26 protein-coding genes and 4 pseudogenes are annotated in these 25,042 nt (G+C 59.0%); 17 read left to right on the top strand and 13 right to left on the bottom strand.

Going from position 1 to position 25,042, the window contains the following annotated elements; all coding sequences use genetic code 11:
* Positions 1-218: 218 nt before the first annotated feature.
* Both CPY51_RS09065 and CPY51_RS32800 read left to right on the top strand, forming a co-directional pair.
* On the top strand, positions 219-479 hold the full coding sequence (locus CPY51_RS09065) for a hypothetical protein (RefSeq protein ID WP_244598544.1): 261 nt from the start codon (positions 219-221) through the stop codon (positions 477-479).
* Between the two features lie 80 nt (positions 480-559).
* The gene (locus CPY51_RS32800; RefSeq protein WP_195909481.1) at positions 560-886 is read left to right on the top strand and encodes a hypothetical protein; all 327 of its coding nucleotides are present in this window, start codon (positions 560-562) and stop codon (positions 884-886) included.
* 213 nt (positions 887-1,099) lie between these two features.
* Here CPY51_RS32800 and CPY51_RS33300 read toward each other — a convergent pair.
* From CPY51_RS33300 to CPY51_RS09050, 3 genes and pseudogenes are all read right to left on the bottom strand, one after another.
* Positions 1,100-1,339, bottom strand: a pseudogene (locus CPY51_RS33300) (hypothetical protein); the annotation flags it as partial.
* A 280-nt stretch (positions 1,340-1,619) separates the two neighbouring features.
* Complete coding sequence (locus CPY51_RS09055; protein ID WP_195909480.1) at positions 1,620-2,567, bottom strand: DUF72 domain-containing protein; 948 nt, start codon at positions 2,565-2,567, stop codon at positions 1,620-1,622.
* Between the two features lie 279 nt (positions 2,568-2,846).
* Positions 2,847-3,029 (bottom strand): hypothetical protein, encoded by a 183-nt coding sequence (locus tag CPY51_RS09050; RefSeq protein WP_111159929.1) that lies wholly within the window; start codon positions 3,027-3,029, stop codon positions 2,847-2,849.
* Positions 3,030-3,620: 591 nt separating this feature from the next.
* On the opposite strand from CPY51_RS09050, the gene CPY51_RS09045 reads away from it, so the two are divergent.
* Positions 3,621-3,803 carry a hypothetical protein gene (locus CPY51_RS09045; RefSeq protein WP_111159928.1) on the top strand — a complete coding sequence of 61 codons (183 nt, stop codon included), beginning with the start codon at positions 3,621-3,623 and terminating at the stop codon, positions 3,801-3,803.
* A 33-nt stretch (positions 3,804-3,836) separates the two neighbouring features.
* Here CPY51_RS09045 and CPY51_RS33295 read toward each other — a convergent pair.
* Positions 3,837-4,155 (bottom strand): annotated as a pseudogene (locus tag CPY51_RS33295) (hypothetical protein).
* A 1,041-nt stretch (positions 4,156-5,196) separates the two neighbouring features.
* Between CPY51_RS33295 and CPY51_RS09030 the strand changes: the two are divergent.
* The 6 genes and pseudogenes from CPY51_RS09030 to CPY51_RS09005 form a co-directional block, all read left to right on the top strand.
* Complete coding sequence (locus CPY51_RS09030; protein ID WP_111159926.1) at positions 5,197-6,027, top strand: hypothetical protein; 831 nt, start codon at positions 5,197-5,199, stop codon at positions 6,025-6,027.
* Positions 6,028-6,646: 619 nt separating this feature from the next.
* Positions 6,647-7,498: a class I SAM-dependent methyltransferase gene (locus tag CPY51_RS09025; RefSeq protein WP_111159925.1), complete on the top strand. Its 852-nt coding sequence runs from the start codon at positions 6,647-6,649 to the stop codon at positions 7,496-7,498.
* A 63-nt stretch (positions 7,499-7,561) separates the two neighbouring features.
* Positions 7,562-7,882: a hypothetical protein gene (locus tag CPY51_RS09020; protein WP_111159924.1), complete on the top strand. Its 321-nt coding sequence runs from the start codon at positions 7,562-7,564 to the stop codon at positions 7,880-7,882.
* A 60-nt stretch (positions 7,883-7,942) separates the two neighbouring features.
* Complete coding sequence (locus CPY51_RS09015; RefSeq protein ID WP_206607241.1) at positions 7,943-8,569, top strand: GNAT family N-acetyltransferase; 627 nt, start codon at positions 7,943-7,945, stop codon at positions 8,567-8,569.
* Positions 8,566-9,111 (top strand): MOSC domain-containing protein, encoded by a 546-nt coding sequence (locus CPY51_RS09010; protein WP_111159923.1) that lies wholly within the window; start codon positions 8,566-8,568, stop codon positions 9,109-9,111. The genes CPY51_RS09015 and CPY51_RS09010 overlap by 4 nt, the downstream gene beginning before the upstream one ends.
* Before the next feature lie 58 nt (positions 9,112-9,169).
* A pseudogene (locus tag CPY51_RS09005) lies at positions 9,170-9,475 on the top strand (hydrolase); the annotation flags it as partial.
* A gap of 194 nt (positions 9,476-9,669) precedes the next feature.
* Here the strand turns inward: CPY51_RS09005 and CPY51_RS09000 are convergent.
* The 4 genes from CPY51_RS09000 to CPY51_RS08980 all read right to left on the bottom strand — a co-directional run bounded on the left by CPY51_RS09000 (position 9,670) and on the right by CPY51_RS08980 (position 14,118).
* Complete coding sequence (locus CPY51_RS09000) at positions 9,670-9,903, bottom strand: hypothetical protein (RefSeq protein ID WP_146260103.1); 234 nt, start codon at positions 9,901-9,903, stop codon at positions 9,670-9,672.
* A 55-nt stretch (positions 9,904-9,958) separates the two neighbouring features.
* Positions 9,959-11,746, bottom strand: a complete 1,788-nt coding sequence (locus tag CPY51_RS08995; RefSeq protein WP_111159921.1) for an adenylate/guanylate cyclase domain-containing protein — start codon at positions 11,744-11,746, stop codon at positions 9,959-9,961.
* A 7-nt stretch (positions 11,747-11,753) separates the two neighbouring features.
* Positions 11,754-12,758, bottom strand: coding sequence for an ABC transporter substrate-binding protein (locus CPY51_RS08990; protein WP_111159920.1), 1,005 nt, complete (start codon positions 12,756-12,758; stop codon positions 11,754-11,756).
* Between the two features lie 442 nt (positions 12,759-13,200).
* Positions 13,201-14,118, bottom strand: coding sequence for an AraC family transcriptional regulator (locus CPY51_RS08980; protein WP_111159919.1), 918 nt, complete (start codon positions 14,116-14,118; stop codon positions 13,201-13,203).
* Positions 14,119-14,260: 142 nt separating this feature from the next.
* Here CPY51_RS08980 and CPY51_RS08975 point away from each other — a divergent pair, with 142 nt between their 5' ends.
* Positions 14,261-14,647: a limonene-1,2-epoxide hydrolase gene (locus tag CPY51_RS08975; RefSeq protein WP_111159918.1), complete on the top strand. Its 387-nt coding sequence runs from the start codon at positions 14,261-14,263 to the stop codon at positions 14,645-14,647.
* A gap of 444 nt (positions 14,648-15,091) precedes the next feature.
* Here the strand turns inward: CPY51_RS08975 and CPY51_RS08970 are convergent, their stop codons facing one another.
* Positions 15,092-15,343 carry a hypothetical protein gene (locus CPY51_RS08970; RefSeq protein WP_111159917.1) on the bottom strand — a complete coding sequence of 84 codons (252 nt, stop codon included), beginning with the start codon at positions 15,341-15,343 and terminating at the stop codon, positions 15,092-15,094.
* Positions 15,344-15,712: 369 nt separating this feature from the next.
* Between CPY51_RS08970 and CPY51_RS08965 the strand changes: the two genes are divergently transcribed.
* The 3 genes from CPY51_RS08965 (at position 15,713) to CPY51_RS08955 (ending at position 17,614) form a co-directional block, all read left to right on the top strand.
* Complete coding sequence (locus CPY51_RS08965; RefSeq protein WP_111159916.1) at positions 15,713-16,339, top strand: hypothetical protein; 627 nt, start codon at positions 15,713-15,715, stop codon at positions 16,337-16,339.
* 517 nt (positions 16,340-16,856) lie between these two features.
* A complete protein-coding gene (locus CPY51_RS08960) occupies positions 16,857-17,369 on the top strand; it encodes a hypothetical protein (protein WP_146260102.1) in 513 nt (170 codons plus the stop codon).
* Positions 17,348-17,614: a helix-turn-helix domain-containing protein gene (locus CPY51_RS08955; protein ID WP_111159914.1), complete on the top strand. Its 267-nt coding sequence runs from the start codon at positions 17,348-17,350 to the stop codon at positions 17,612-17,614. Before CPY51_RS08960 ends, CPY51_RS08955 begins: the two co-directional genes overlap by 22 nt.
* A 218-nt stretch (positions 17,615-17,832) precedes the next feature.
* Here CPY51_RS08955 and CPY51_RS08950 read toward each other — a convergent pair whose 3' ends face one another.
* Positions 17,833-19,152, bottom strand: a complete 1,320-nt coding sequence (locus tag CPY51_RS08950) for an aminotransferase-like domain-containing protein (RefSeq protein WP_111159913.1) — start codon at positions 19,150-19,152, stop codon at positions 17,833-17,835.
* A 54-nt stretch (positions 19,153-19,206) separates the two neighbouring features.
* Here CPY51_RS08950 and CPY51_RS08945 point away from each other — a divergent pair.
* Positions 19,207-19,863 (top strand): annotated as a pseudogene (locus tag CPY51_RS08945) (TSUP family transporter).
* 666 nt (positions 19,864-20,529) lie between these two features.
* Here CPY51_RS08945 and CPY51_RS08940 read toward each other — a convergent pair.
* Entirely contained in the window at positions 20,530-20,850 is a 321-nt protein-coding gene (locus CPY51_RS08940) for an NUDIX hydrolase (RefSeq protein WP_111159912.1), read from the bottom strand.
* Positions 20,851-20,952: 102 nt separating this feature from the next.
* On the opposite strand from CPY51_RS08940, the gene CPY51_RS08935 reads away from it, so the two are divergent.
* Positions 20,953-22,293: an epoxide hydrolase family protein gene (locus tag CPY51_RS08935; RefSeq protein ID WP_111159911.1), complete on the top strand. Its 1,341-nt coding sequence runs from the start codon at positions 20,953-20,955 to the stop codon at positions 22,291-22,293.
* Positions 22,294-22,361: 68 nt separating this feature from the next.
* On the opposite strand, the gene CPY51_RS33780 is transcribed toward CPY51_RS08935, so the two are convergent.
* Entirely contained in the window at positions 22,362-22,496 is a 135-nt protein-coding gene (locus CPY51_RS33780; protein WP_275540465.1) for a hypothetical protein, read from the bottom strand.
* A gap of 269 nt (positions 22,497-22,765) precedes the next feature.
* Between CPY51_RS33780 and CPY51_RS08925 the strand changes: the two genes are divergently transcribed.
* Together CPY51_RS08925 and CPY51_RS08920 are read left to right on the top strand one after the other, a co-directional pair.
* Entirely contained in the window at positions 22,766-23,812 is a 1,047-nt protein-coding gene (locus CPY51_RS08925) for a catalase family peroxidase (RefSeq protein ID WP_111159910.1), read from the top strand.
* A complete protein-coding gene (locus tag CPY51_RS08920; protein WP_111159909.1) occupies positions 23,809-24,348 on the top strand; it encodes a cytochrome b in 540 nt (179 codons plus the stop codon). The genes CPY51_RS08925 and CPY51_RS08920 overlap by 4 nt, the downstream gene beginning before the upstream one ends.
* A gap of 347 nt (positions 24,349-24,695) precedes the next feature.
* Here the strand turns inward: CPY51_RS08920 and CPY51_RS08915 are convergent.
* Positions 24,696-25,042: zinc-binding dehydrogenase (locus CPY51_RS08915; protein ID WP_146260101.1), on the bottom strand; the 347-nt coding region annotated here is incomplete at its 5' end.

Genomic DNA, 25,042 nt, shown 5'->3' with positions numbered 1-25,042 from the left:
CACTGCCTCGGGCCATTGACGATATGCAATGGAATTCCCGCGGATGACCGATCCGCAAGAACCTTCACCCGAGCTGAACACACCAACGGTGCCGTGAAAAGGAAGGTTGGAGTTTTTTCCGCGAAGCGTGTCGGCATTTCATCTCCTGGAACCGTTTACTTGCTGCGGCGTTAATTGCAGGCAATTATGCTATTCAACGACCGGATCGGAGAAATCCAATGCTTAAGACTGCAATCATTGCTGCTGCTCTTTTGTCAGCAGCCAGCCTGCCCGCTTCTTCCGCAAGCATGGCGATGTCGAAATGCGATGAAGCCTCGATGATGAGCGCCCAAGGAAAAATCGACGCCATGACAGACGGAAGTCAAAAGAAGATGGCCATGAAGGAAATGACGATGGCTCAGTCTTCGATGAAATCACACAACATGAAGTCCTGCGGGATGCATATGGACAAGGCCATGAAGGCGATGGGCACGATGTAACTCCGGGTCCTTATACCGCCGTCTGATACTTATTGAACGGTTTCCACAGTGCTAACCAGATGACATCGGGATCGGAGAGTATGATTACCACCCTATTCGGCCGCCGTATGCTTGCCATCACCATGGCAGCGATCGCCATCAACGCGCCACCGGCAGGGGCAATCTCCCGCGTTCCGTCGCTAAGCCACTCGTGCGCCCAGCTTCGTCAGATCATCGCGAGCCAAGGCGCCGTGATTGTGACCCACCCTGGCTCAAGGGCCTCTGGGACGCTGTACGATCGATATGTCAGCGATAGCGGCTATTGCAATCCTAGCGAAGTTGCGACCAGCGACTGGGTTCCCGCCAAGGACGGAAGCTGCCGTCTGTACAATTGCCAGAACTTTGAGCCACTGTTCGACAACCGCTGATAGAGCCGCTCGTGAAGACCAGTGATCGAAGATGCTGGCGGCAGGGATAACCATCTTCCCGTCGTGCCCTGTCACTTTTTGCCGAAACGACAGCGCGAAGTGCGTCAAAGGTTCCGGCCGTCGCAATGGATTACGCCGGGAACTTTTCAGCGCCAAAGGGGATGCAATTTTATCGGCGTTCGCGCATAGGGCTTTATTGGTGACATTGCCAAAGTCGCGATGCTCTGTCGTGACGGCGTGAATGTCGCCATCCTCGTCCCGCATGAATTCGAGGTCCGCTAGCGGTACTGCGACTGGCTTCGCCCCGATGCCGAGAAAGCCGCCGACATCGATGACTGCCGTATCACCTGTTCTAGCGCCGTGGACATGATCCAGCTTGCCGACCTTGTGATCGTTAGCGCCGTACGTCGTTGGCCCGCTCCGCCTAATGGAAAACCAGGCGCTCTCTATCATGAAGCCGCAGGTCTCCCGGATCGAAAACTATCCGGAGGCGGCTCGAGCAACACATATCGAAGCCGCAAACGCCAGTGATGCAGGTGACGCTTCGGCCGAAGCGGAGCCATACGTCTTAAAGCGCATTTTCCCCCGACCATGTCCTCGAAAATTCGGCCGACTATCACGCTAGCCACCGTCGTAGGGGAAGTCCCCGCGCTTGAATAAATTGGTCATCTGTTTCGAAGATCTCGTCGCACCGGGCCAGTGTTCCATTTCCGCGGCCTGCTTCTCGATCTGCTCAGTCTGAGGTGCAGCCTCGATAGCGGCGATCAGTGGCAAGTCCTTGGGCCGAATAGCTGTCGCCACCAAGCAGGTCTGCCAGCATTTTTGCGTTCTTTATCGCGTGGCCCTCTCGATCATTATTGAAGTACACCCAGGCGGTTTTAGCACCGCATTTTTGAATGCGCTCTGCCCAGATCTCTAGCTCCTCTTTGGAATAGTCGTGGTGGTACCATCGCTCTGTACCGTGGAAACGGATGTAGATTTCGTCAGCCGTCCTTATCAAATCATCAGGCAGTCTCGGACCGCTGCAGGAACAGAAGATAGCGCCCGCAGCGCGAAATGCCGCATAGACATCGTCTCTCCACCAACTTTTGTGCCGAAACTCCACGACGTTTCGATGCCGAGGGTCGATCTGACCCAATATCCGTTGGAGCATTGCCTCCTCAAAGTGGACGCTAGGCGGCAACTGATACAAGAAACATCCCATCCTCGATCCCAGAAGATCCGCAATGAAACCAAAATCTCGTACCAGGGTCTCGGTGCCCTCAAACCGCATGACATGAGTAATGAGTTCACAGACCTTCACCGTGTAGACAAAAGAACTCTCGGCCTGGCGCAGCCAAGTTCTCACCGCCGCAATCGTTGGCCAGGAATAAAAGGGTGCGTTCAACTCGACCGTCTCGAATTCAGCCTGGTAGATTGAAAACCACTGATTGGTTGGGATCGCTTCTGGGTAAAATTTCCCTTTCCAATGCCAATAAAACCAGCCTGAACATCCAATGTAGAAGTCAGCCATGCAACGATCCGGTTCTGCAAGTGGCGTGATCACCGCTGAAATGCGTTGCTGATGCATTTTTTCCGCGCGAGCCACATTTGCGAGCCTTTGCTTGTGTCGGCGCTCTGCACGTCGCTTGCGTCTTTGCTGTAGTTCTTCCGGTGACCGCTCTGCCACGAAGATCCTCATGCTTTAGTTGCCTACATCAACAAGCCGGATGGAATTCTGTTCCGAAGCTTTCGAACGCTCGCCACACAGAGAGCGCGTGTGCGCATTCTCATCAGGAACGTGGTTCCTGACCTGAGGCAGATCACTCGTGGTGGGACCGGCTGGAGCGCTGGCGCAAACCGGGCTCTCGAAGATGCCGCAGGCAGGCTGCTGACGCCAAAGGTGGTGGCGTCGCGATGCCGGTCGAAAGGTCCTATCATGAAGGACGAAGGGGATCGCGGCATCAGGAGCACGAACTGGCTAGCGCTGCCGGGCGACTCTCCTGGAAAAGTCGATGAAGACTGATTCGGCAACGGTGAGCGATCCCATCTCGTCGAGGGCGGCAAGCAGCCGAATCTTGACCCCAAGCGGGCATCGGTAGAAGCCGTAGCGGAGGAGGTCTTTCGCGTTGCCGAGTGGGTAGCTGCCGGCGAAATCCGACATCGCCACGCCACGTAGCCGTGCCCTGCCAGTTCGGCGGCCAGCTCTGTCCAGTCGGGAGGCGTGGGAAGATCGTGGGCGACGTCGACCATGGAGGCCGGCCGTCGACGGACGTGACGACGAAGTCGCTCAGATAGGTCTCGCCGCCAAAGCGTCTACTCGCTGCTACTCTTGCCACGATCAAATGCTCGCTGTCTCCCGTCTTTCGCGGTCAGGACGCGGGCGACTTCGCATGCCTTCTCGACGTCGATCCAGACGTTGCCGGTTGGACCTGCGTCGGCGTCGAGCTTACCGCCTGGTGCAGGACGACATCGCCCGGCGGCGTCTCGAATGCAATGCTCGTGATGGCACCCTCGGAAAACACAATAAGATGAAGGCGAACGCCGAACTGAGTCCGACAGTCAGTCGGCGTGTTCGTGCCGGGCGGTAGCGACCGATGTACAACATGACGTCGGAACGTTTAGAGAACAAACCGACGGGCGTCAAGCCGGTGTTTAGCGTTTGTTTTCAGATAGATCCGAGTGACCCTTGGCGGTGGACGGAACCATCGAGCCCACCACGGATTTTTTCATGACCAGTTTGAGGAGCAATCGCATGAACGACGACACGAAGGCGCAGCAGGCGATCGAGGAGACCGCGAAGAAGGCCGTTGGCGGGCATGAACTTCCGATTGCCGGTCCGCATGCTAAAGACCACCTGATCGACGAAAGCAAGACCCCCGGAGCGGGTACGCTCCCCGACAAGAACGACGGGAGCGTATCGGCGGGCGCCGGGTGATATGCGAAGGGAAATCCGGCTTCGGCGTTGAGCCTAGCGGCCCGAAACCCGCATAGCGCCAATGTCGCCGAATATTCGCTGCACGGCAGCGACCTGGTTTGCAGCAATGTCTAAGGAGACTTCGATCTCGCCACCTAATGCAGTATCGGGACGTGGCCAGTCCCCGTGCGTCCCGTTTCCGCCAGATGGTTTGCGAGCCCGAAGTATTCTCGTCGGTCGCCGATTGGATGCAGATGTCTGGCCTCGAAATGCCCTGCTGAACGAGATGCTTGACGGCACGATCGGCTGCCTCGCGGCTTTCAAATGTGGCTCGGATCGTGACGGTGCTGTCGCCGGCCGTCTTTGTCTCCATGATTTGCATATGGTTGAGAACGCCTAGGTCGCCGCGTTGTTTCGCATCCGATCACCCTCTTTCCTGCGGACGGCGCGTCGCCTGGTCGGAGTTCCTCGATGGCCGGCTGCCACCATTCGGCGTCGGGGCGGTGCGGCGCCTTTTTAGGCCATGTGCTAACGAGCTCGTCAAATGTCGGCTTCCGCCACTTCGCGATTACATCAGAGAGTTCGAAAGAAAATATGGCATCACAAGCAGGTAATATGAGATTGAGGATGCGCCTTTCGGGCAGTCACTGAAGTTCAAGGGCTATTCGCCATAGCTGGCGCACGGCACAGACCCACGAACGAATTCCGTCACGCGACGATCAGTGAAGCGTAACGGACGATCGCGCGTACACCCGCGTCGCGGCCAAGCCGACGTATGTGCCGATGAGAGTGGTCGCCAGGTCCTCTGTAGATCTGCAGCCTCCGTTGTAGAGTTTGATAGCTGCGGAACATAGAAATGAAGACGCCTCGTCATCCCAATCGTCCCCGTAGAAGCGATACCAGGCTTGGACGGCCTGCGATATAATTCGGTATTCCTTTTCCGTGCCCTTGGTCATGCACTCACCTCAGATCCACGCGAAGGCTCGGATTTAGGGTGCGCTTTCGAGGTTTCAATCCGCGGAGCAGGCCAACGAAAAAAGCCGGCGAAACCGCCCAACAATCTGGCAGCCTTTTAAACAAATGGCCCCGCCGCAAGGCGAGGCCATTCTTCGCTATCAGCAGGCGATGCCCCAGCGAAATGTCATTCGATCCGGATCAGCCAATGCTGGCGGCATTGTGGCCGTGACCACCCTGGCCGGAGTTGTTGTTGTCGTTGCCGTGCCCCTTGCTGTCGTCCGACTTGCCGTCCTGGTCGCCAGAACCCTTGTAGTCGGTCTTGCCCTTGCCATCGTCGCCTTTGCCGCCGTTATCGCCCTTACCCTTGCCGGCATCGCCCTGGTCGCAGCCGCCCGTGTTGTTGTTGTGAGCGTGTTGGCGCTGTCGCCCTTGTTGTCGCCGCTACCGGGTTGTCGTTATGAGCGTGGTCGGAGCACTTGTCGTTACCGCCCTTATCGCCATCGTGACCGCGTTGGCCGCCGTCGCCTTTGTCACCACCATTGTTATGGGCGTGATCCGAGCCTTTGCCGCCGTCGCGACCGCCGCCGTTGTTATTGCCAACGCGGCCATGCTCGCCGCCTTTGCCGTTGTCGCGGCCGCCGTTACCATGACCGTTGCCGTCGCCTTGACCACCATGGCCACCGTTCCAGCCATGGCCGGGACCACCGTTGTCGCCGCCATCATGATCGCCGCCGCCATTGTGGCTTCCGGCCTAGCCGTGATGACCGCCCTCGTTGGAGCCGCCGTCACGCCCGCCGCCGAGATGGCCCTGCCCGTTTTCGCCGCCGAGTCCGTTGTGATCGCCGTCACCGGAGTGACCTTTTCCGTCGTGTCCATCGTGGCCTTTATGACCGTCATGATCACCGCGTCCGCCGTGGTCTCCTCGGCCATTGTGATCGCCGCGTCCACGGTGATCGCCCTTGCCGCCGTGATCGCCCTCGCCGTGACCGTGGCCGTCGTGATCTCCACCGCCGTTGTGATCGCCGGCGCCGCCGTGGCCGTGGCTGTGGCCATGACCGTGACCGCCGCCGTTGCCGGGATCGCCGCCGCCATTACCAGGGTCGCCGCCACCGTCACCGCCGGTATTGCCGCCATCGCCGGAGCCGCCCGTGTTGCCACCGTCGCCAGAACCGCCTGTGCCGCCCGAGCCACCTGTGCCGCTGCCAGTGCCACCCGCGCTACCGCCGGAGTTGCTTCCGCCGCTGTTGCCGGTGGAGCTGGAACCGCTGCTTCCTGCGTCGCTGGCTGATTTGGTGCCCCCGGCCACGCCGTTACCGCTCGATGCGCCGTTGCCGCCCGCGTTGCGAGGTCCGCGAGTTCCAACATCACTTGAAGATGAATTCGGATTTGCGATAGTTGCTGTTGGCTGGCATAATGCCGCCTCGATAGATCCAATGGGAACCTTCCCGCACTCTACTGCAGACTGCGCTCGTGTAAGACTTGTCCCTGCAAGTAAAATTCCAAAACTTGCTGCAACCAATACTCTATACCGTGTCATTACGCGACTCTCCCATTTCAAAGTGAGGTTTCTTAATGTTTCGTTAATATAATGGAGCACGAAGTAATTCGTTCCGGGGTCACTCGAAAGGACTACCTCCGACCGAAACGGTAGATGTCCGCCCGCGTCTTGCCCTTCCCGTGTTTCGGATATCCCCTAATTTGAAACTGTCCCGATTTTGGCGGGACCTAGACCGCAGAGGAAAGCAGCTGGAATATGCGCTGGGTCCCCGATGGTCGTTGACAATTCTGGTGAACGGGGTTTTCTTCACACCTTGATATGGCAAGTAAGGCCCTCGCCATATCAAGGTTGCGCTCTACAGCTCCGTCTTTGAAAGCCATTGTTCGGACCTTGGAACTGGAGGCAGAAAATGAACAACGCCTTTGATTCCGAACATATTACCTCGGCGGGGCACAAGCTCAGTGCGGGAGGACACCTTGATGCTCATTACCTGGCGCTCAAGGACGAGTATGACGCGACACTTCGTGCCGTCGGCATCCGACCTAGTTGGTCTGTGCTCGACGCAGGCGCAGGGAATGGGGTGTTCCTGCCATTGATGGCGGAACTGCTGGGCGTCGAGGGACATATCGAAGCCCTGGATTTGGCACGAGAAAATGTCGAGGCAATCGAACGCTTGATTGCAAACCAGCAATTCGCTTGTCCTGTGAGCGCGCGAACGGGTGACATCACCGCGCTGCCCTATGAGGCAGGAACGTTCGATGCAGTCTGGAGTGCGAACGTCAGCCAGTATCTGAGTGACAAAGTCCTCGCCGAAACAGTCAACGAGTTCTGCCGCGTCGTAAGACCAGGCGGACTTGTTGCCGTGAAGGAGGTCGATATCTCAGTTTGGCAGTATCAACCGCAAGACCCAAAACTGATTTGGCGTCTGCTCGACGCGCTATCTGATGATATACAGATGTCCGGCGCGATGAGAGGTACCCGCCTGACGGCCTGGTTTCGAGCGGCGGGCCTAGAGGACGTCGCTGCCATCACGACGCTAGCGGAGCGACGTCAGCCACTCAGGCCCGTGGAGCGCGAATACATCCGAAACAATCTTGAATTCCTATCCGGGCTGGCCCTACGGTGCGAGTTGCCGGAAGCGGATCATCACCAATGGAAAGAAATTGGGCAAGAGCCGGAGCGCCTGATTTCCGACCCCGATTTCTGCTATCGCGAAATGTGGGTCCTGAGCTTGGGAACCGTGCCCAGTCCTTCTTCATAACGGTACACTGCAGTCGTACCTTCGTGAAGAATTCATGAACATGTCGTCGAGCACAAAATCGGCATGGTGGCGGGTGAAGTCATCAAAGTGGCACCCAAGCATGCCAACTTGCGCATGCAGCTTGAACCCTGGGCCACGCGAATGCGCGAGAAGAAATTCCACGAAACCGAAGCGATCGCTCAGACAATAAGGCAAACGGCGCTTCCCGGTATGAAGCCGAAGGCCCTCATCGAGGCCGTGCGGAAACGGCATCCAGAGGCGAGCAAGAAAGAAATCGCCCGCGCCGCTTTTCTCTGCGTCATCCTCTCGGCAGACTACGATCCGGAGGATACGCAGGCTCTCCATGACCTTGCGATGGACACGCGCGACAGTCCTGAGAGCTAGGAGCCGCCGGCAAACGCTCTGTACTGGTGCAACCGAGCTCTCCAGTCGCATCTTCAAATCGTGCGTTACGGAAGGCGCCTTTCCGTCGTAGTCGTCATCCGCGGCGACCTGAAGATGGTGGCGCTTGGAAGTGCGGGCTGGTACCTTGCCGACATGGGAGTTGCCATGAACACAATCGACAAGATCGCAATCCGGGAGAGTACTGAGGCCGACGATCAAGCCGTTGGCGAACTTCTGGTGAGGTCCTTCGACTATCAGAACTCGCGGCTCATGCCTGATGTCGTCACGACGGAAGAACGTCGGGCGGACTTGCGGAACCAGCGGGCGAAGAGGGCGGCGGCCGTAGTGCTCGTCGGAACGATCGGCGGGAAGATCGTCGGAACCATCGCACTCTACCCGCCGGGCGCCGACGGCAACGAGGCATGGCGGCGCGGCGCGGCCGACATCAGGTACCTTGCCATCGATGAGAAGTTTCTGGGCCGCGGCCTGTCGGCTCCATTCCTTGACGAAGCCCGCGGCCGGGCCAAGGCCTTCGGCGCTTCGGCGATCTGCCTCCACATCAGGCGTGGAGCGGTGGGCCTCGCCAAGCTCTATGAGCGGCACGGATATCGGCGAGAGCCTCGGGGCGACATGGATCTGCTGCCGGTTATTTTCCTGGAAGGCTATGTTCTGGAGCTTGAAACATGATCCGTGCGAGTGTTATTGCGGTGGCTGCTGATGGCGAGCACCGGTTCTCAAAGAGTACGGCAAATGCGATACGCGTGATAACGGGACTGGGCGTCGAAGGCGACGCCCATCTGGGGGTTACGGTCAAACACCGTTCCCGCGTCCGCGCCGACCCGTCGCAGCCGAACTTGCGTCAGGTTCATCTCATCCACTCGGAGCTTTTCGACGAGCTTGCCGAGAAGGGCTTCGTCCTTGGTCCGGCCGATTTTGGCGAAAACGTCACCACCCTCGGCATCGACCTTATTGCTCTCCCTCGCGGTACGGTCCTGATGCTCGGCGCCGAAGTCGAGCTTCTGGTGACAGGACTACGCAATCCATGCTCGCAGATCGACAAGTTCCGGCCAGGCCTTCTCAAGGCTGTTCTCGGCAAGGGTCCGAACGGCGAGGTCGTTCGGAAGACCGGCATCATGGCGATCGTGCTCAAGGGCGGCCTCGTTGTTCCTGGCGACGACATCGCCATCCAGCTTCCGGCGTCGCCGTTGCTTCCGCTCGAAGTGGTCTAGGCCGCACACGTCGGAAGTAAGGGCTTGGCTTCGGGGTAGAGAGTACCAAGTTCCGCCCATGATCCATTTCACCGGCGACACCCATTTCCGCGACCCGCGCGTATTGCGTCTCGAAAAGCGGCAGTTCTCCAACATGGACGGACACGACGCCGCGTTGATCCGGAACTGGAACGAGACCGTCGGCCCTGACGATGAGGTCTGGCATCTGGGAGAATTCATGTCGGCAAGAGGTGGCGACTGCGCCGAGCTGCTTGCGAGGCTGAACGGTCGGAAGCATCTGATCGTCGGCAACATCGACCCGGCGACGACCACGAACTCGGCGGGATGGGAGAGCGTGCAGCATTACGCAGAACTCACGAAGGACGGGGGCAGATTTTGAGAAGCAGATCAACGCAGGCCTCGGCCTAGGAGAGCGCCTTCAACGAAGCTGCCCCGCGGCTTAAGAACGGCAAAAATTTCGAACTATCTGGCAAGGAGAACTGCACCATGTTGCAGATTGACTACGTGCGCGGTTTTGAAGATCGCATCAGCCCCTACCCCGAACTTCAGGCCTGGTGTTCACCTACGACCGTGCTGCAGTGCACCTTCGCGTTCGAATATGAAGGCCGCTTTCGTCAGTTGCTGTCTGAAAGCGTTGATTTGTCCGTTGATGCTGCCGCCGTTCGGGTAGTCGACGAACGGATAGATGCCGTTCCAGAAAGTGTTGGCAAGATGGATGGCGAGTTCGATCCTGGTCCTCGGGGTCTGCCTTGCCCAGGGAGCTTTCGCCCAGCCGAAGGCACCCAACTCCAAACCGACGATCGTTCTCGTCCACAGTGCCTTCGCGGACCTTCCTTCATTGACTCGTCTAACCTTTCGATCCCGCATTCGGTGCCTGCACGGCATTCGACCTTCTCCCTCTCGTTCCGACATCAAAGGCAAGTATTTGCTCGTCGAAACCTTTGAGCTGGCGCGTGCCGAGAGAGATCATTGAAATTTTGCCACGCACGGATTGCGCCGCGGCGTGGTCGATGAGAATTTGCAGATCATCGGCGGATGAACACAATCGCGAAGCCAGGTTTACGACATGGCCGATCGCAGTGTAGTCAACGCGCTCTTCATAACCAATTCGGCCGACCGTCGCCCATCCCATCGCCAGTCCAATGCCAAAGCCGATCGCGTGGCCGTGCAGTCGCCACTCGGCAATCAGACGCTGAACGTCATCCTGCATGTCGATCGCCATCTTAACAGCACGAAGCGCCGGGTCTGCGCACGGTACCGGGGCGTTGACGAGCACCATCAAACCATCTGCGGCGAAGTTGGTCAGCGTGGCCTCGTAGCGTGTGATGATCGCGCCGAGCGCCTTATAGTACGCGCCCAAGACCTGCATGATCTCCTCGGGTTCGGCGTGTGCCGAAAACGCGGTGAAACCACGTAAGTCGCAGAATACAGCGACGACTTCCGCGCGCTGGCCGCCGAGAACGCTCTCGTCGCCGGACTTTTCCACGAGTTCCGCGACCTGAGGTGCGAGAAAACGCTTCAGCCGCGCGATCCGCTCTGAACGATCCCGAGATATGGCGAGTTCTTCCGCCATTTTATTGAACCGGTCCGCCAGCCGTTCGAGTTCGTCTCCGGTGGCGATGTCTATCCGGTGGTCAAACTGTCCAGCACCGATTTTTTCGGTGCCTTCTTCCAGCCGACGGATTGGTCCGGTCATGCGCCTGGCAAGCCAGAAGGCAAGCGCCGATGCGAAGACGGTGGCGGCGAGCAGCAGGCCGACCGTCCGCCACAATGAGGCATACAGCGGTGCGAAAGCCTCTGCCTGTGCCTGCTCGACGAACACCGTCCAACCGACACCTGGAATAGCTGCCATGGCGGTCACGACCGGTTCATTGTCGGCGTTGCGGGCCGTGGCCGCCTCTCCGCCTACGGAGGCGATCTCGTCCCGCAATCTGGTGAAGGCCGCCGCCGTGTTCTTGTCAGTACCCTGCAACACCTTGCTGATGTCGGGATGGGCGATGAGGCGGCCGGTCTGATCGAGAACAAACGCCCTGCCACTGCTACCGATGCGAATTTCCGAAACGACTGTCCAGACAAACTTCAGGTTGATCTCCGCGACGACGACGCCACCTGCCTTGCGGTTTCCGGCCGTAGCCATGGTCATGAACGGTTCGGAGCCATCGTGAAAGGTGACTGGCCCATACCATGTGCCATTCGAACGAACTCCCACCACAGCAGGATCGCCGGAGCGATCCGATCCGCCTTCCCTCCTGTTCAAGTCGATGCGGGAGACATACAGCCGTTCGATGCCGACATCGTCAACAAGGGTGATGCTTACGATCGCTGGAACTCGTCGCATCACCCGAGATGCGTCGAGCCTATGCTGTCCCTCATCATTGGCCCAGGACTGCTGGACCGTCCAACCCAGTTGATCCTTGATGCCGTCGAGAAAACTCTGGATATTGCCGGCCGCCGATGTGGCCTCCACCCGCACTAGAGCGCTGAGCATGGCACGCTGGTCGCGGTAGCCGAACCAGGCGTCGCTGATGCCGCTGGCAGTTACGGGGATGATGACCGCGGTGAACAAGGCCAGGAAGTACTTGCGGAACAGCGATCGGCGCATCGGGGCGGCTTGGAGCTGGAGCGAACGCCGCACACCATCCTCACTCGATGACTTCTTCAGCCATCAGCAAAACGCTCTGCGGCAGCTCGATCCCGAGGGCATTGGCTGTTTTCAGATTGACAGACAAGTCGAACGTCGTCGGCTGCTCGATCGGCAGGTCGCCTGGTTTGGTGCCTTTCAATATGCGATCGACATAAAAGGCGAGCCGATGTTGCATCTCGTTGTATCTCGCCGAATAGGCCATCAGGCAGCCGTCTGCGACATACCATGGACCCCAGGCCATGGTCGGCAGGCGATGCTCGATCGCCAAGGCGGCAATTCGCTTAGACTGGTCGGCCAGCATCATGTCGGGAAGTACGAACAGAGCCTGCGCGCCGGCGGCCTCCATGCGGTCGACCGCGGCATCGAGGTCGTCCGGCTCGCCGACGTGCTGGATGCTCACCGCAACGCCGAGCCGATTGGCCGCATTCTTAGTGTCCCGTTCGAAATTCAGATCCGCGACAACCGGGTTTGCCAGCACGCCGACTGTGGTGAGCCCCGGTATGGCTTCCATCAAAAGCTCCAGGCGTTTGGCGGCGAGTTCCGTGGCGTAGTAGCTGATGCCCGTGGCATTTCCGCCCGGTTTTGCAAGGCTACCAACGAACCCAGTCGCCATCGGATCACCGCTCAGGATCGACACGATCGGAATTGTATTGGTCGCCTGGTGGGCAGCCTGTCCCGCCGGATGCGACATCGTGACGATCATGTCGACGGGGAGCCGCACCAGTTCTGTCGCCGCCGCGGCCAAGCCATTGTTGTGTTTGCCGGCGCTTCGGCACTCGAATCCGACGGTTTTGTCCAACTTGTACCCGAGTTCGCCAAGACCGCTCATAAACACTCCAAACTCACCGGACCCAGCCATATAGCCCGGTATGTCGCAGGGCCACCAGGCAAGAAGCCCGATTCGTGGCGTCTTGGCCGAGGTCTGCTGGGCAGCGGCGACGACAGGTAAGTTCATCACCAGCGCGACCGCTAGGTAAAGGTAATGTCGTCGTTTCGGTTTCATTCGAACACCCCTCGCTGACCCGCGGCACATGGCGGATGGGATGGTGAAATTAAGCTGATTGCCTAAGCCCGCGCTTCGACGCGCCCCCTTCTCCTGAAGAGCGGCCGACGAACAAGCCGTAATGTTCAGGGGACCAAAGTATAGTCGATATTGGCGCGGATTGGTAGCGCAGTTGGCACACGGAGCTGCGCCCAGGAAATGTCTTAGGCCGCGAATAGCGATTGAGACCGCCGCGAAGGTCCCGAGTTGACCCGGTCCGGTCCGGACATTATTTCCACTTCGCGCCCTCTTGTCGGTCATACAGGGCGTCGTTTCGACCTCATCAACCCAACCGTGACGCAGATGATATTTCAGGGTCTCCCGCGCGTAACGCGATGGCGCGAGGCAATGGCTTTACGAGAGAGCGTCGTCGCGACCGTGGGTCGGGACTACGGTCACCGGTTCAAGCAACATCTGGCCGAGCACCGAGCACTCTTGGCGGAGTAATGCCCCCCAATCCCGCCTTCGCCTTTTTGGTGTCTTGACCCGGCGGCGCTCCGAAAACACGCTTGTACTCGCGGCTGAACTGCGAGGCGCTCTCATAGCCGACCGCGAACCCCACCTCGGCTGCACCTGCTTGGTTCGCGATCATGCGTCGGCGGGCCTCGTGGAGCCGGATATATTTCTGATACTGAAGCGGACTAACGGCGGCGACGGCTTTAAAGCGGTCGTAAAAAACGGATACGCTCATGCCCGCGAGCGCCGCGACCGCCTTGAAATCGAGGCGCTCGGTGTAATGGTCGCGTATCCAGGCCATGGCCCTTCGAATGTGCATCAGGCGCGAGTCAGACCCGGCAATCTGACGGAGAAGGCCGCCGTGCGGCCCCATCAGCAACCGAAACATGAGTTCATGCTCCAGAGACTGAGCCATGACCGGAATTTCGCTTGGGCGATCGAGCAGTTCCAGCAGCCTGCCCCAAGCGCCCAGAAGCGACGCGCTCGCTGTGCTGACGCCGTATCCCGATTCAATGGGCAACTCTGGCATAGCTGCCATCTCAAGCACGAGGTCGGACAGCAGAGCCGGGTCCAGGAATATACCGACTGCAACAAACTGTTTATCTTGTGACGCCTCGCAGACCTGGCCAAACGCAGCTATCTCGGCCGCGACGATCATACTTTGACCAGGACCGTACTCAAACATCTTGTCGCCGATGAACATGCGTTGAGTGCCCTGGATCACCAACGACGCCGCAGGATCGTAGATCAGCGGGTCGATCTCGGTCGTATGGTCGAGGGTGTAAGCGAACAGTCTCGGCAGTTTAAGACTCGGGCGACCGGCGTGGCGCATTGCTATGGCGCGTATTTTGTCGAGTTCGCTCATTGAGCCATTCTAACCCGATTGCCCAGTGCTATCAAGCATTCCGGAAGATTAGGCAATTGTGGCGTAAGCTTCGGCATCGTAGCATCGGGGTTCAAATCCTAATATCGCCATCGGGGTTTTTGATTGTCTAGGAGAAACTGCCATGCCCACCCCAATCGAAACTGTTTCGGATTTTTGCGCAACGTTTCATGAAGCCGGCGGGAGGCCAGCCGTCCGTCGCTGGTTCACACCCGAGACGCGCTGGGTCAACGAAGGCGTCTCAGTCACTACGGGTACCGACGAGGCCATCGCGATGATCGACGGACTTGAGACATCGATGGGCATCTCCACGGTCCATATCGACATGCTCGCGATAGCCGCAGACGGCCCCCGCGTTCTCACCGAAAGGCTCGACCGGTTCGAGCGTGCCGACGGCAGTGAAATCGGGCGCGTGATGATCATGGGTATTTTCAAGCTCGAAGGCGACAAGATTGTCGAGTGGCGGGACTATTTCGACGTGACCGCCGTCCAGAAGTTCTCTAAGGGCTGAGACAGCGGCTTGCAAACGATTGGGCTGAATGCGCAAGTCTATGCAGAGATGGATCCAGTGGCCCACGCCGCCTTAGCACCCGGGCCTTGAAGCGGCGGCTCCTCCAGACCGAACGCAGCCGGCACCTCGGGGGTCCGTTTCCGGGAGACCTTCAGTCCGCCATCTAAGTCGTCAGATCGTTGAGACGTGACTTGAGAGGTATCGCCATGATCCGGAAAGGAAGTGAGCTGCTGCAACATTGCTTTCGCAGGGATTACCAAGGCGGCCTCATCAAGGCTGCCGTCGGTCGCCGTCGTGACGGACACGCGACCGCAAACGCTACGTCGTGCCCGAGGAAGTGGCTGGGACTTGAAAGGTCGCAGATACGACGCCAGGGTTGGTGGAAGCAGCCGACGGTTGACAAGTTGCGTAAAGCTGCGCCCTATAACGGTGAAACTGGGCGGTCTATTTGTCTGGGGTCTCGCTAGCTGGTGCGGTGGTGGTCAGTCGCTTGCCCATCGATCCGCCCGGTGCGGCATCGGTGGCAGCGTGCGGGCGCAGAACGATCCAAGCGCTTAGTCCGATCAAAAAAATTCCTGCGATTGCCACCGCCCAGGCAGAGCGAACCTTGCCGCTGCGAGCTCCTCGGTGTCCCTGTCCATCGTACTGGGTCGCCTTCCGGTCTGAGCCGTCGGTATCGCCTTCGCTGTTCGCCATCGAGTCCCTCCACGTGGATGGGGAACCCGCTTCGCCTCAGGTTGTTCCCTTAGGCGGGCCTTACCTTGCTGTTTTCCGGAGATACCCAGCATCAGATGACACCCGACCTGAAGCAGTTAACGTACTCAGCGTGGACGGCGAGCCGCTAGTCGACATGATCGCGACGAACGAAATCACTCGAGGAGGCTAGTTATAGTCTGTTCGGAGAGTCACCCCGATCTCCGTCGCCGCCTTCCCGAGCGTCTTAAAGCAAATGGCCCCGCGCGGGCGGGGCCATTCTTTCGCTAGCACTAACTCACAAGGCTGTCGCGAAATCTCAGTGAGTGAGAATCAGCGCGGTGAACCGCGACCGCCCTGGCCCCCGCCGCCATGACCATGACCGCCGCCTTGGTTGCCGCGGTTGTTGTCGTCACCATGGCCATGCTTGTCACCCTTGCCATGGCCGTGACCGTGTCCGTTGTCGTGGCCGCCCTTGCTATCGCCTTTGTCGCCTTGACCGCCGTTCCAGCCGTGGCCACCACCATCGCCGTCGTGGTGGCCACGGCCGTTATGATCCCCGTCGCCACCGTGGCTACCACCCCAACCGTGATGGCCGCCATCGCCCGAGTTGCCGTTTCCGCCGCGGCCATGATGATTGCCGTGGCCGTTGTGGTCGCCACCGCCGTGGTGACCGTTTCCACCGTGACCATGCCCGCGGCCATGACCCTGATGGTCGCCGCCACCATGATGACCACCGCCGCTGCCGTGGTGATCGCCGCCGCCGTGATGACCGTTTCCGTCGTGACCATGTCCATGACCGTGACCGTGATGGCCGTGACCGTGATGGCCGTTACCGCCATTGTCGTCGCCGCCGTTGTCACCACCACCGTTATCGCCGCCGCCCGTATTGCCTCCGTCACCAGAGCCGCCGGTACCACCCCCGGCGCCGCTTCCGCCATTGGAGCCGCCAGTGCCGCCGGAGTTGCCGCCGCTCCCGGAACCGCTACCGGTGGCTGAGTCGTTGCTGCCGGCGCCGGTGCTTGAATTGCTGCCGTTCGCCGCACTATTTTTACCGCTTGATGTCCCGCTGCCACCTGCGTTGCGGTTGCCTCGCGCGCCGGCCTCGCTGATAGATCTATTCGGATTCGAGATCGTCGCGGTTGGCTGACACAACGCCGCTTCGATCGATCCGACCGGCGCCTTCACACAATCTACTGCCGACTGGGCTCTTGTCAGGCTTGTCCCAGTAAGCAGAAGAGTGAAACTCGCTGCAACCAATACTCCATACCGTGTCATTTTCGCGACTCTCCTATGTGAAATTACTAGAATTTAGATGTTGTTAATATGAACTTAACTTTACGTTAATTACAATAATCTTGATTGATGACCGCGTTACCTTGAGTACTAATAAAAGTCCAGGGGTTATTACTTCAAAGATTAATCGTGTTAATCCTTTGGAACTGTCAGCACCTAAAATGACTACCTAAGTTTGCTTCGCAGGTCGTTTTCGACACTCCGGGAGCGTGCATGCGTATTGCTGGCTTCTCGGTTTATTGCTGTGATTAGTTCGAAAGAATCGAGCACGGCGGCATTATTGCTCGAGGCGATGCGCTCGATCGGCACGCCGGTCGGCTTCGTATCCACATGTCATCGCTGTTGCTGGCTATGCACGAACAGCTCGGGTCCGGAGATGTCGGACGCGGATGCGCTTTCCCCGTTGTTCGACCTCCGCAAGCTACTGAGCGAACGAAAGATCAACATGCCCAATGTCGCCGCAGTGGATGCCAATCAAACTATAGCGACCGCGGGAGTTTTGGGCGATGCATGTGAGATGGGTCGACGTATACGCTCCATGGATTGGACCCATTCATCGCTGGGACATCTGGATGACTGGGAGAAAAGCTTTCGGGCGACCGTCGGCCATGTGCTTTCGTCGAAACTTTCGATGTTTATTGCTTGGGGCGACCAAGGAATTCCTCACGACAGCTTCATTCCGATCCTGGCTGCGAGGCATCGATTGCACAAATGGCTGAAATCGGCGGATTAAAAGACAGGACCTTTCTTCGACGGTTCCAGAAGGCGACCGGCCTGAAGCCGACCGAATACAGTCAAAGGCTCCGCGCAGGGAGAGCAAGGGAGATGCTGGAATTTACCGGAAGGACCGTCGACCTTATTGCCAGAGATTGGCTACGAGACCCTGCGTCGTTTCGCAGAGTGTATAAGCCGCTGATGGGGATGTCGCCTAGCGACTATCGCCGTCGATTTACGGTTGACCCTGCACCCAAGCAATGAATGCCGCGCGTGGGGCTTTGATGCGCCATTGGCTGTAGTGTCCGCCACGTGCCATCTGGCCGACTGGCGAAGCTGGCCAGCTTCACTATCGCGCCACGAACCGCGGTTGGACGATTGGCGATTCTTAAGTGCTCGCCGCTGTCGGGCGGGAGACGCGCGTTTACGTCACCATTATTTTGCCGCCCGCAGTTCGCTTACGCTGAGCGGCTTCGCCTCGCTCATTCCGTTGAATCGAAATCATTCTCCCCGGCATTTAACATCGCGGCGATCGTGCTCAGACCCGTGTCGAGCTGATCCATCGTCGGTGCCGCAAGCGCGAGCCTGACGGCGTTCGGGGCATGGCCAGGTATCACCGCGAAGGTCGTCGATGGCGTCAAGGCAATGTCGCGCCTGACTGCGGCAGCTACGAAGCTCTGCGAGCGCCAATGCGGCGGCAGCGTCAGCCACAGATGATAGCATTTGGGGTTGGCCTGGATTTCGAAACCCTCAAGGCGGTCGACCGCCAACTTCTGGCGTGACTGGGCGTCGATGCGTTTCAAACTTGCAAGCTCGGCGACCGTGCCATCGCCGATCATCCGCTCCGCGGCCGCAAAGGCAAATCCTGATGCCGTCCAGCCGCCCGACCGCACGGACGCCATCACCCTTTCGCGCAACCGCACAGGCGGCAGGATAAAGCCGAGTGTTAGCCCCGGTGCCACCTTCTTCGAAAGGCTGTCGATGACAATGGAGCGATCAGGGCCGAGCGCGGCTAATGGCGGCATCTCGTCGAGGAAACCGTAGACATGGTCCTCGATAACTGGAAGGTCGATTCTTTCGAGGACGCGGAGCAGGTCGACCCGACGCCCCGACGGCATCGTCGTGCCCAACGGATTCTGGACCGCCGTCTGGATGTAAATGGCCGAGAGATGGGCGTCGTGATGGGCCTTCTCCACCGCGTCTGGCCGCACCCCGCTCTCGTCCATCGCCAGCGGCACCAGCACAATTCCGAGCCGGGTAGCGATGCCTTTGATGAATGGGTAGGTCAACGCCTCCACACCGCAACGGCCGCCCATAGGCACGAGCGCGGCCAGCGCCGCAGCGATGCTCTGCCGCCCGTTTCCCGTAAAGACCAGTTGGTCTGCCGCCGGCGACCAATCCCCCTGCGACAAGTACGAGGCCCCCAAGCTCCGCATCGCCGGCGTGCCGAAACTGGTTCCCTGTTTCAGCGCGGCGTCGAGTGCGAGCGGTTTCTCCAGGCCTTCCAGGCTCTTTGCGATCAGCGCAGTCTGATTGGGAAGGAGCGGGTAATTGAACTCAAGGTCGACCCGGATGCCGCGGGGCTCGCCAGGCGCTGCCGCCCCGCGTCTCGCATCGCCAGAGACAAAGGTTCCCCTGCCAACCTCGCCGACGACAAGTCCGCGGTGCAGAAGCTCCGTGTAGACGCGACTTGCCGTTGAGACCGCGATCTTCCGCTCATAGGCGAAACTGCGCTGTGGAGGTAGGCGATCGCCGGGCTTTAAAGTGCCATTAGCGATTTCCGCCGCGATCGTGTCGGCCAGCTGACGATCGCTACGATCCTCGTTGCCTTTGCCGGTGTGTTCCTGATCTGCTTCATGAAGGGTGCTTTTGTGGCGGCTTCTCGATCGTTGGTATTCCGCTGTTGTCGATCGTGATGGATCCGGGACCTGTACGGGCTGCGCTACTTCAAGCGCTCGACGTGGTCGATGCCGGATCTCAGGCTCCTGTTGCCAGGGCTACTGCCAGGCATCGGGCTCGGTTATCTGCTGTTCCGCGTCCTCGACCACCGTGCCATCGCCATCATGATGGCAGCGACCACTCTCGTCTTCGTCGGCCTCTGGCTTCTGAAAGGCGCGGAGGTGACGATGCGTCCGCGTTCCAGCCCAAAGGCGGTCGCGGCCGGCGTCGCCTCGGGCGTGACCACGATGGTGGCGCATTCGGGTGGGCCGCCGCTGGCGATGTATCTGCTGCCGCTCGGCCTCAGCAAGGATGTTTATGCAGGAACGACGAGCCTGTTCTTTACTGTCGGAAACGCCACTAAGGCGGTGCCATGGCTGTTGCTGACCCAGCCGACCGCCGGTCTCTGGGTTTTAATGGGGATATGCTTGCTCGCCATTCCCACGGGCGTGTCGCTCGGCTGGAAGGTTAACGGACTGCTCGATCAGCGAAAGGTTTATCGCGCCTGCTACGGACTGCTGGTGGTGACATCAGTGAAATTGTTATGGGACGGCGTTTTAGGGTATTTCGGATGAGCACGATCGCCGGCCGGAATCGTGAACTAGGCCTGCGGTGAGAAATCGCGACTTCCTTTTCAAGCGGCTGCCATTGGCGACGACTGCCAAGACCTGATCAGGACTCTCCTTCCGGAAGGCCCCAGAATATCGCGGGCGCTGACCACCTCGAACTTCAGAGGCATATCGACGGCGAAAATGTGCCGCGAGCGAGCATGCTGGTCAACGTGCCGAACACGAGCGCTTCTCGATGCTTTCTGGCCCATGTCGACCGGGCCGCCGGAATTGCGCTTAAATCCGCAAAACGCCGGTTGTCTCCGGGCGCAATCATCCAATGAAAAGATCGGAAATCTTCAGGATTGGTCGGTGTCTCCGAGAAAAAAGTCGCAGATGGCCTGCAATTCGTCTCTGAAGTCGGGCGGCATGGCGATCTAAATCCGGGCGCTGATCTGAGTGCATGACATGCAATCGAAATGGACGCAAAGTGACGTGAGTACAAGTGCCACTTCTATTTGGTGCGCAAAGAGTAACGCGGAAGATGCCGACTTGGTATCCCATCCTCTTAAAGCAATCTTCTTCTGCGCAGTCACTTGGCCTGACCCGAGACGAACGCAGGAACGTGCACGCGACCCCGCGTTGCTCAGTCAAGCTGGGATCTAACCGTCGAAGGATTTGGCCAAGGCCCGGTTAACAGACTTCCCTGATAGCGGCGTCGATAGCAAACCGTTTTGCCCTGCGAATTCGCATTTCCGGGTAATCCTTCGCTATCTGGTCAACGACGAGCAGGTGCACGCGGACAATATAGCGGTGCAAGCTCGTGTCCTTAGTATACTTGAAAATTCCAAAAACCGAGACGCTGAGAGCGCGCAATGAGGCGCGAACGATGGGCCTACTTGTGGTTTTTGAACATTTCTTGATGACGAAATCACATAGCGAAGCGCCGCTCAGACCCTCGGGTACCCCCTCGATCAAGGCGTCATAGACTTTCTTGCGCTTTTTATCGCTCATTCCAAATGCTCTTCATTGTTGATGTTGGCGCACCCTAACGTCATACGATTGTGATAAATAACTAGCTGCCTGCCATACACTCAGTTCAGAGGAGTGAAAGCTATGACCACGTCGATAGAAAATCCCGCTTCAGAGGATCGACAGGAGAATGTTGATCAAGGCAGACGAAAATTGATCGCGTCTGCCGCAATCGGTCTGGTCGCAGCGGGAACGGCCGGTGTTTTGCGGCCAAGTACTGCGTCTGCTGCCGCGGGAGATACGATCCAGCCGTTCCGCGCCAACGCCCCGGACGAAGATCTCATGGACCTTCGCCGCCGGATTCAGATGACGCGGTGGCCGGACAAGGAAACCGTCCAAGATCAGTCGCAGGGCATTCAGCTCTTAAAGCTCAAGCCAATCGTCGAGTATTGGGGTACCAAGTATGACTGGAGAAGGGCTGAGGCAAAGCTGAACGCGTACCCGCAATATATGACTGAGATCGACGGTCTCGATATCCATTTCATTCACGTTCGCTCGAAACATCCCGACGCGATGCCTGCCATCATCACGCATGGTTGGCCAGGCTCGGTGTTCGAGAATCTGAAGGTGATCAGTCCGCTCACCGATCCGACTGCCCACGGCGGAACGGCGAAGGACGCCTTCGATGTGGTGATCCCGTCGATGCCCGGCTACGGCTTTTCCGGCAAGCCGACGACGACCGGATGGGGTACGGACCACACCGCGCGTATCTGGGCTGAACTGATGAAGCGCCTCGGCTACAAGCGTTATGTTGCCCAGGGCGGTGACTGGGGTTCGCCCGTTTCGAGCGCGATGGCGCGACTGGCTCCCACAGGCCTGGTCGGCATCCATATCAACCTGCCGGCCGTCGTCCCGCCTGAGATCGCTTCAGTCCTCGCCGTGGGCGGTCCTGCACCTGATGGTCTCACCGAGGACGAGCGCGCTGCTTTCGAGGCGCTCAGCACGGGCGCGAAGATGGGCAACCGGTCCTATGCCACGATGATGGGCAACCGTCCACAAACTGTTGGATACGGGCTGACGGATTCACCCTCAGGTCTTGCGGCGTGGATGCTCGGCCATCCGGGTTTCACTCGCTGGACCTACACGGACAGCGACCCGGAAAAGTCGCCGGACGAGGTGCTCGACGACATCACGCTCTATTGGTTGACGAACACCGCTGTCTCATCAGCCCGGCTCTACTGGGAGTACGGCGGCGGCCGCAGTCCCGTTTTGGCAGCCGGAGAGAAAACGAGTGAAATTGCGCTGCCGGTGGCGATCACGGTGTTCCCAGGTGAAAGCTACCAAGCGCCTGAAACCTGGGCGCGGCGTGCCTATCGCAATCTTAGCTATTTCCACGAAGTCGACAAAGGTGGCCATTTTGCCGCCTGGGAGGAGCCTGAACTGTTCTCGGCCGAACTGCGGGCCGCATTCCGACCGCTCCGGTAGTCTGGACAAGGATGTGGAATTGGAAAATCTGAGAGGAGTGACCATGTCGAAGCTAGCGGTTATCGGAACTATCGAAGCAGCCCCTGGGCGGAGGGAACAGCTCCTCCATCCGGACCATCGACGAGATCGGCTTCGACGGCGTCGACGCCGGCAATCTGTCCGGATGTGGCGGCAGCAGCCCGATACCCCGGTTTACGGAACAAATCTCGATCTCGAAGGCGTTCGAAGGGCGCTGTCGGAAGCCAGTCCGATGCGAAAGCCTGAATGGTTTGCGGAATGATGCATTGCGATCTTGATACAAGCTTTGGCACACCGAACGTGACCCTGAACTCCTCGCGTTGAGGGATTTGACCTGGTAGCTCGACGGTGGCATCTTCCCTGTGCGCAATGGGAAGGAACCCGACTGCAATTCATTTTGCGCTAAAATCGACGCACCGCACCGCACTGAACTGACACGAAGGGATAGTCTTGGATGCCAGGCTCGCAGCGTTCCGTCCTAGGATCCCTTGTGTTGATTGCGGCCGTCGTAGGTTTCGGCGTCGGCGCGTTTGCTTACACTGCTGGATGGCTCACCCCTAACCGCCTTACGTCGACGAAGTTAGTGAGTGCGTTGACGCCTCCTGGCGGACCCGCGCTTGGACATCGGAGAAACCACGCGAAGGGAGTGTGCTTTACTGGCACGTTCGACGCGAACGGGAATGGCAGTGCGATTTCACGCGCGTCAATGTTTACCGCCGGACGGTATCCGGTCCTCGGCCGCCTCAACCTCGCAACGCCGGACCCGAATGCCGCCGATCCGACAGTTCGAGTTCGGGGCATCGGCGTGCAGATCTCGGCGCCTGACGGCAACGTCTGGCGGATGGCTCTGATCGATCCGCCTGTCTTTGCGGTCTCGACGCCGCAAGGTTTCTACGATTTGCTTACGGCGTCCACGAGCAAGGATCCGGAAGCGATGAAGGGCTTCATCGCTGCCCATCCAGAGTTCGCTGCGTTCGGCGAATGGGCGACCAAAGCTCCCTGGACGGCCAGCTACGCCGAGGTGACGTTCAACAGTCTCAATGCGTTCACTTTCACGGATGGATCGGGCGCCGAGCATGCGGTGCGTTGGTCGCTGCGCCCGGAAGCGCGGCCCGTGCCGATCACGGCCGAAGACTTCGCAAAGCTCGGCGCCAATCACCTCGAGGAAGACATAACCGAACGCGTTGCGAGTTCTCCTCAGCGTTGGACGCTCGTGCTGACGGTGGCCGATCCATCCGATCCGACTTCGGATCCTACCAAGGCATGGCCACCGGGGCGGCGTAGTGTCGAAGCTGGAACGCTGGTTGTCCAGAAAATCGAGCCGGAGGCGAACGGACCATGCCGTGACATCAATTTTGACCCGACCATTCTACCTGATGGCATCAAGGTTTCCGACGATCCGTTCCCGGCGGCCCGATCGGCAGCCTATGCCAAATCCTATGATCTACGGACATCAGAAGCGAGCAGTTACCCTCGAATTGAAGCGAGCGCGAAGCCATGACGGACAGCATCAGGACTCGCTTCTCCACCGTCCAGCGCTTGTTGCATTGGCTGATGGCGATAGCCATACTCGCAATGCTCTTCATTGGCGTCGGAATGGTTTCCACCATTGGACGCCAATACGTGCCGCTCTTGCTGACCCACAAGACGCTTGGGATTGCCATTCTTGTCCTTGCCCTGGTTCGTCTTGTGGTCCGCTTCATCTCCGGCGCTCCTCCGTTACCCGCAGACCTCCCGGAACCGATGAAGCTTGCCGCTCATCTGTCCCACGTAGGTTTGTACGCACTGATGATAGGAATGCCCTTGATCGGGTGGGCGATGTTGTCCGCCGCCGCTTATCCGATCGTGCTGTATGGCGGCATACGGCTCCCCCCGATCCTGCCGCAGAGCGAAACCCTGCACGCACTTCTCTGGAGCGCACACTACTACCTCGCCTTCGCGTTCTTCGCTCTCGTGTTAATGCATCTTGCGGCAGCGCTCTTCCATGGGCTCGTCCGTCGCGATGGGGTTCTTGAGACTATGCTGCCCGGCAGATAACGGCGATGTTCATTTTAGCGTTATCGCACTGCCAGCCATCAAACTGCGGCTGTGGTTCTCGGTCGTCGGTTCACCGGTGTATTTCTAGGCCAATCCCGGACCCCGTCGTCAGATACTTCTGATGTCCGCTTTCGTGTAAGGTGCCCTAGGAGCAGGCAGTCTCCCGTCGTCCTCCGTGGCCGCCAGCCGCTCACAGCGGAATTCATTTCCGCATAGCGCCCGCATCTCGGTCATAGAGCCTACCCAATTGCAATTGGGATGTCTAAAGCGGACATGGAAGCTGGTAGGGCGTTGTGTTTGCGCCGACCGCGGCCGCAGAAGGTTCGGCGGACATGAGATGACAGGGGTTAGTAAAGCACGACGCTTCGAATGCTCTCGCCGGAATGCATCAGCTCGAAACCCTTGTTGATGTCCTCGAGCGGCATCGTATGGGTGATCATCGGGTCGATCTGGATCTTGCCTTCCATGTACCAGTCGACGATTTTCGGCACGTCGGTGCGGCCACGTGCGCCGCCGAATGCCGTGCCCATCCATGTGCGGCCGGTGACGAGTTGGAACGGCCGGGTAGAAATTTCCTGGCCGGCGCCGGCAACGCCGATGACCACGGATTTGCCCCAGCCGCGATGCGATGCCTCAAGCGCCTGGCGCATGACCCTGGTATTGCCGGTGCAGTCGAATGTGTAGTCAGCGCCGC

Origin of the sequence: Arminella tubonensis, from assembly GCF_003240585.1 — a bacterium.
Taxonomy (GTDB): Bacteria; Pseudomonadota; Alphaproteobacteria; order Rhizobiales; family Rhizobiaceae; genus Rhizobium; species Rhizobium tubonense.
This window is presented reverse-complemented; position numbering and strand designations above follow the sequence as displayed.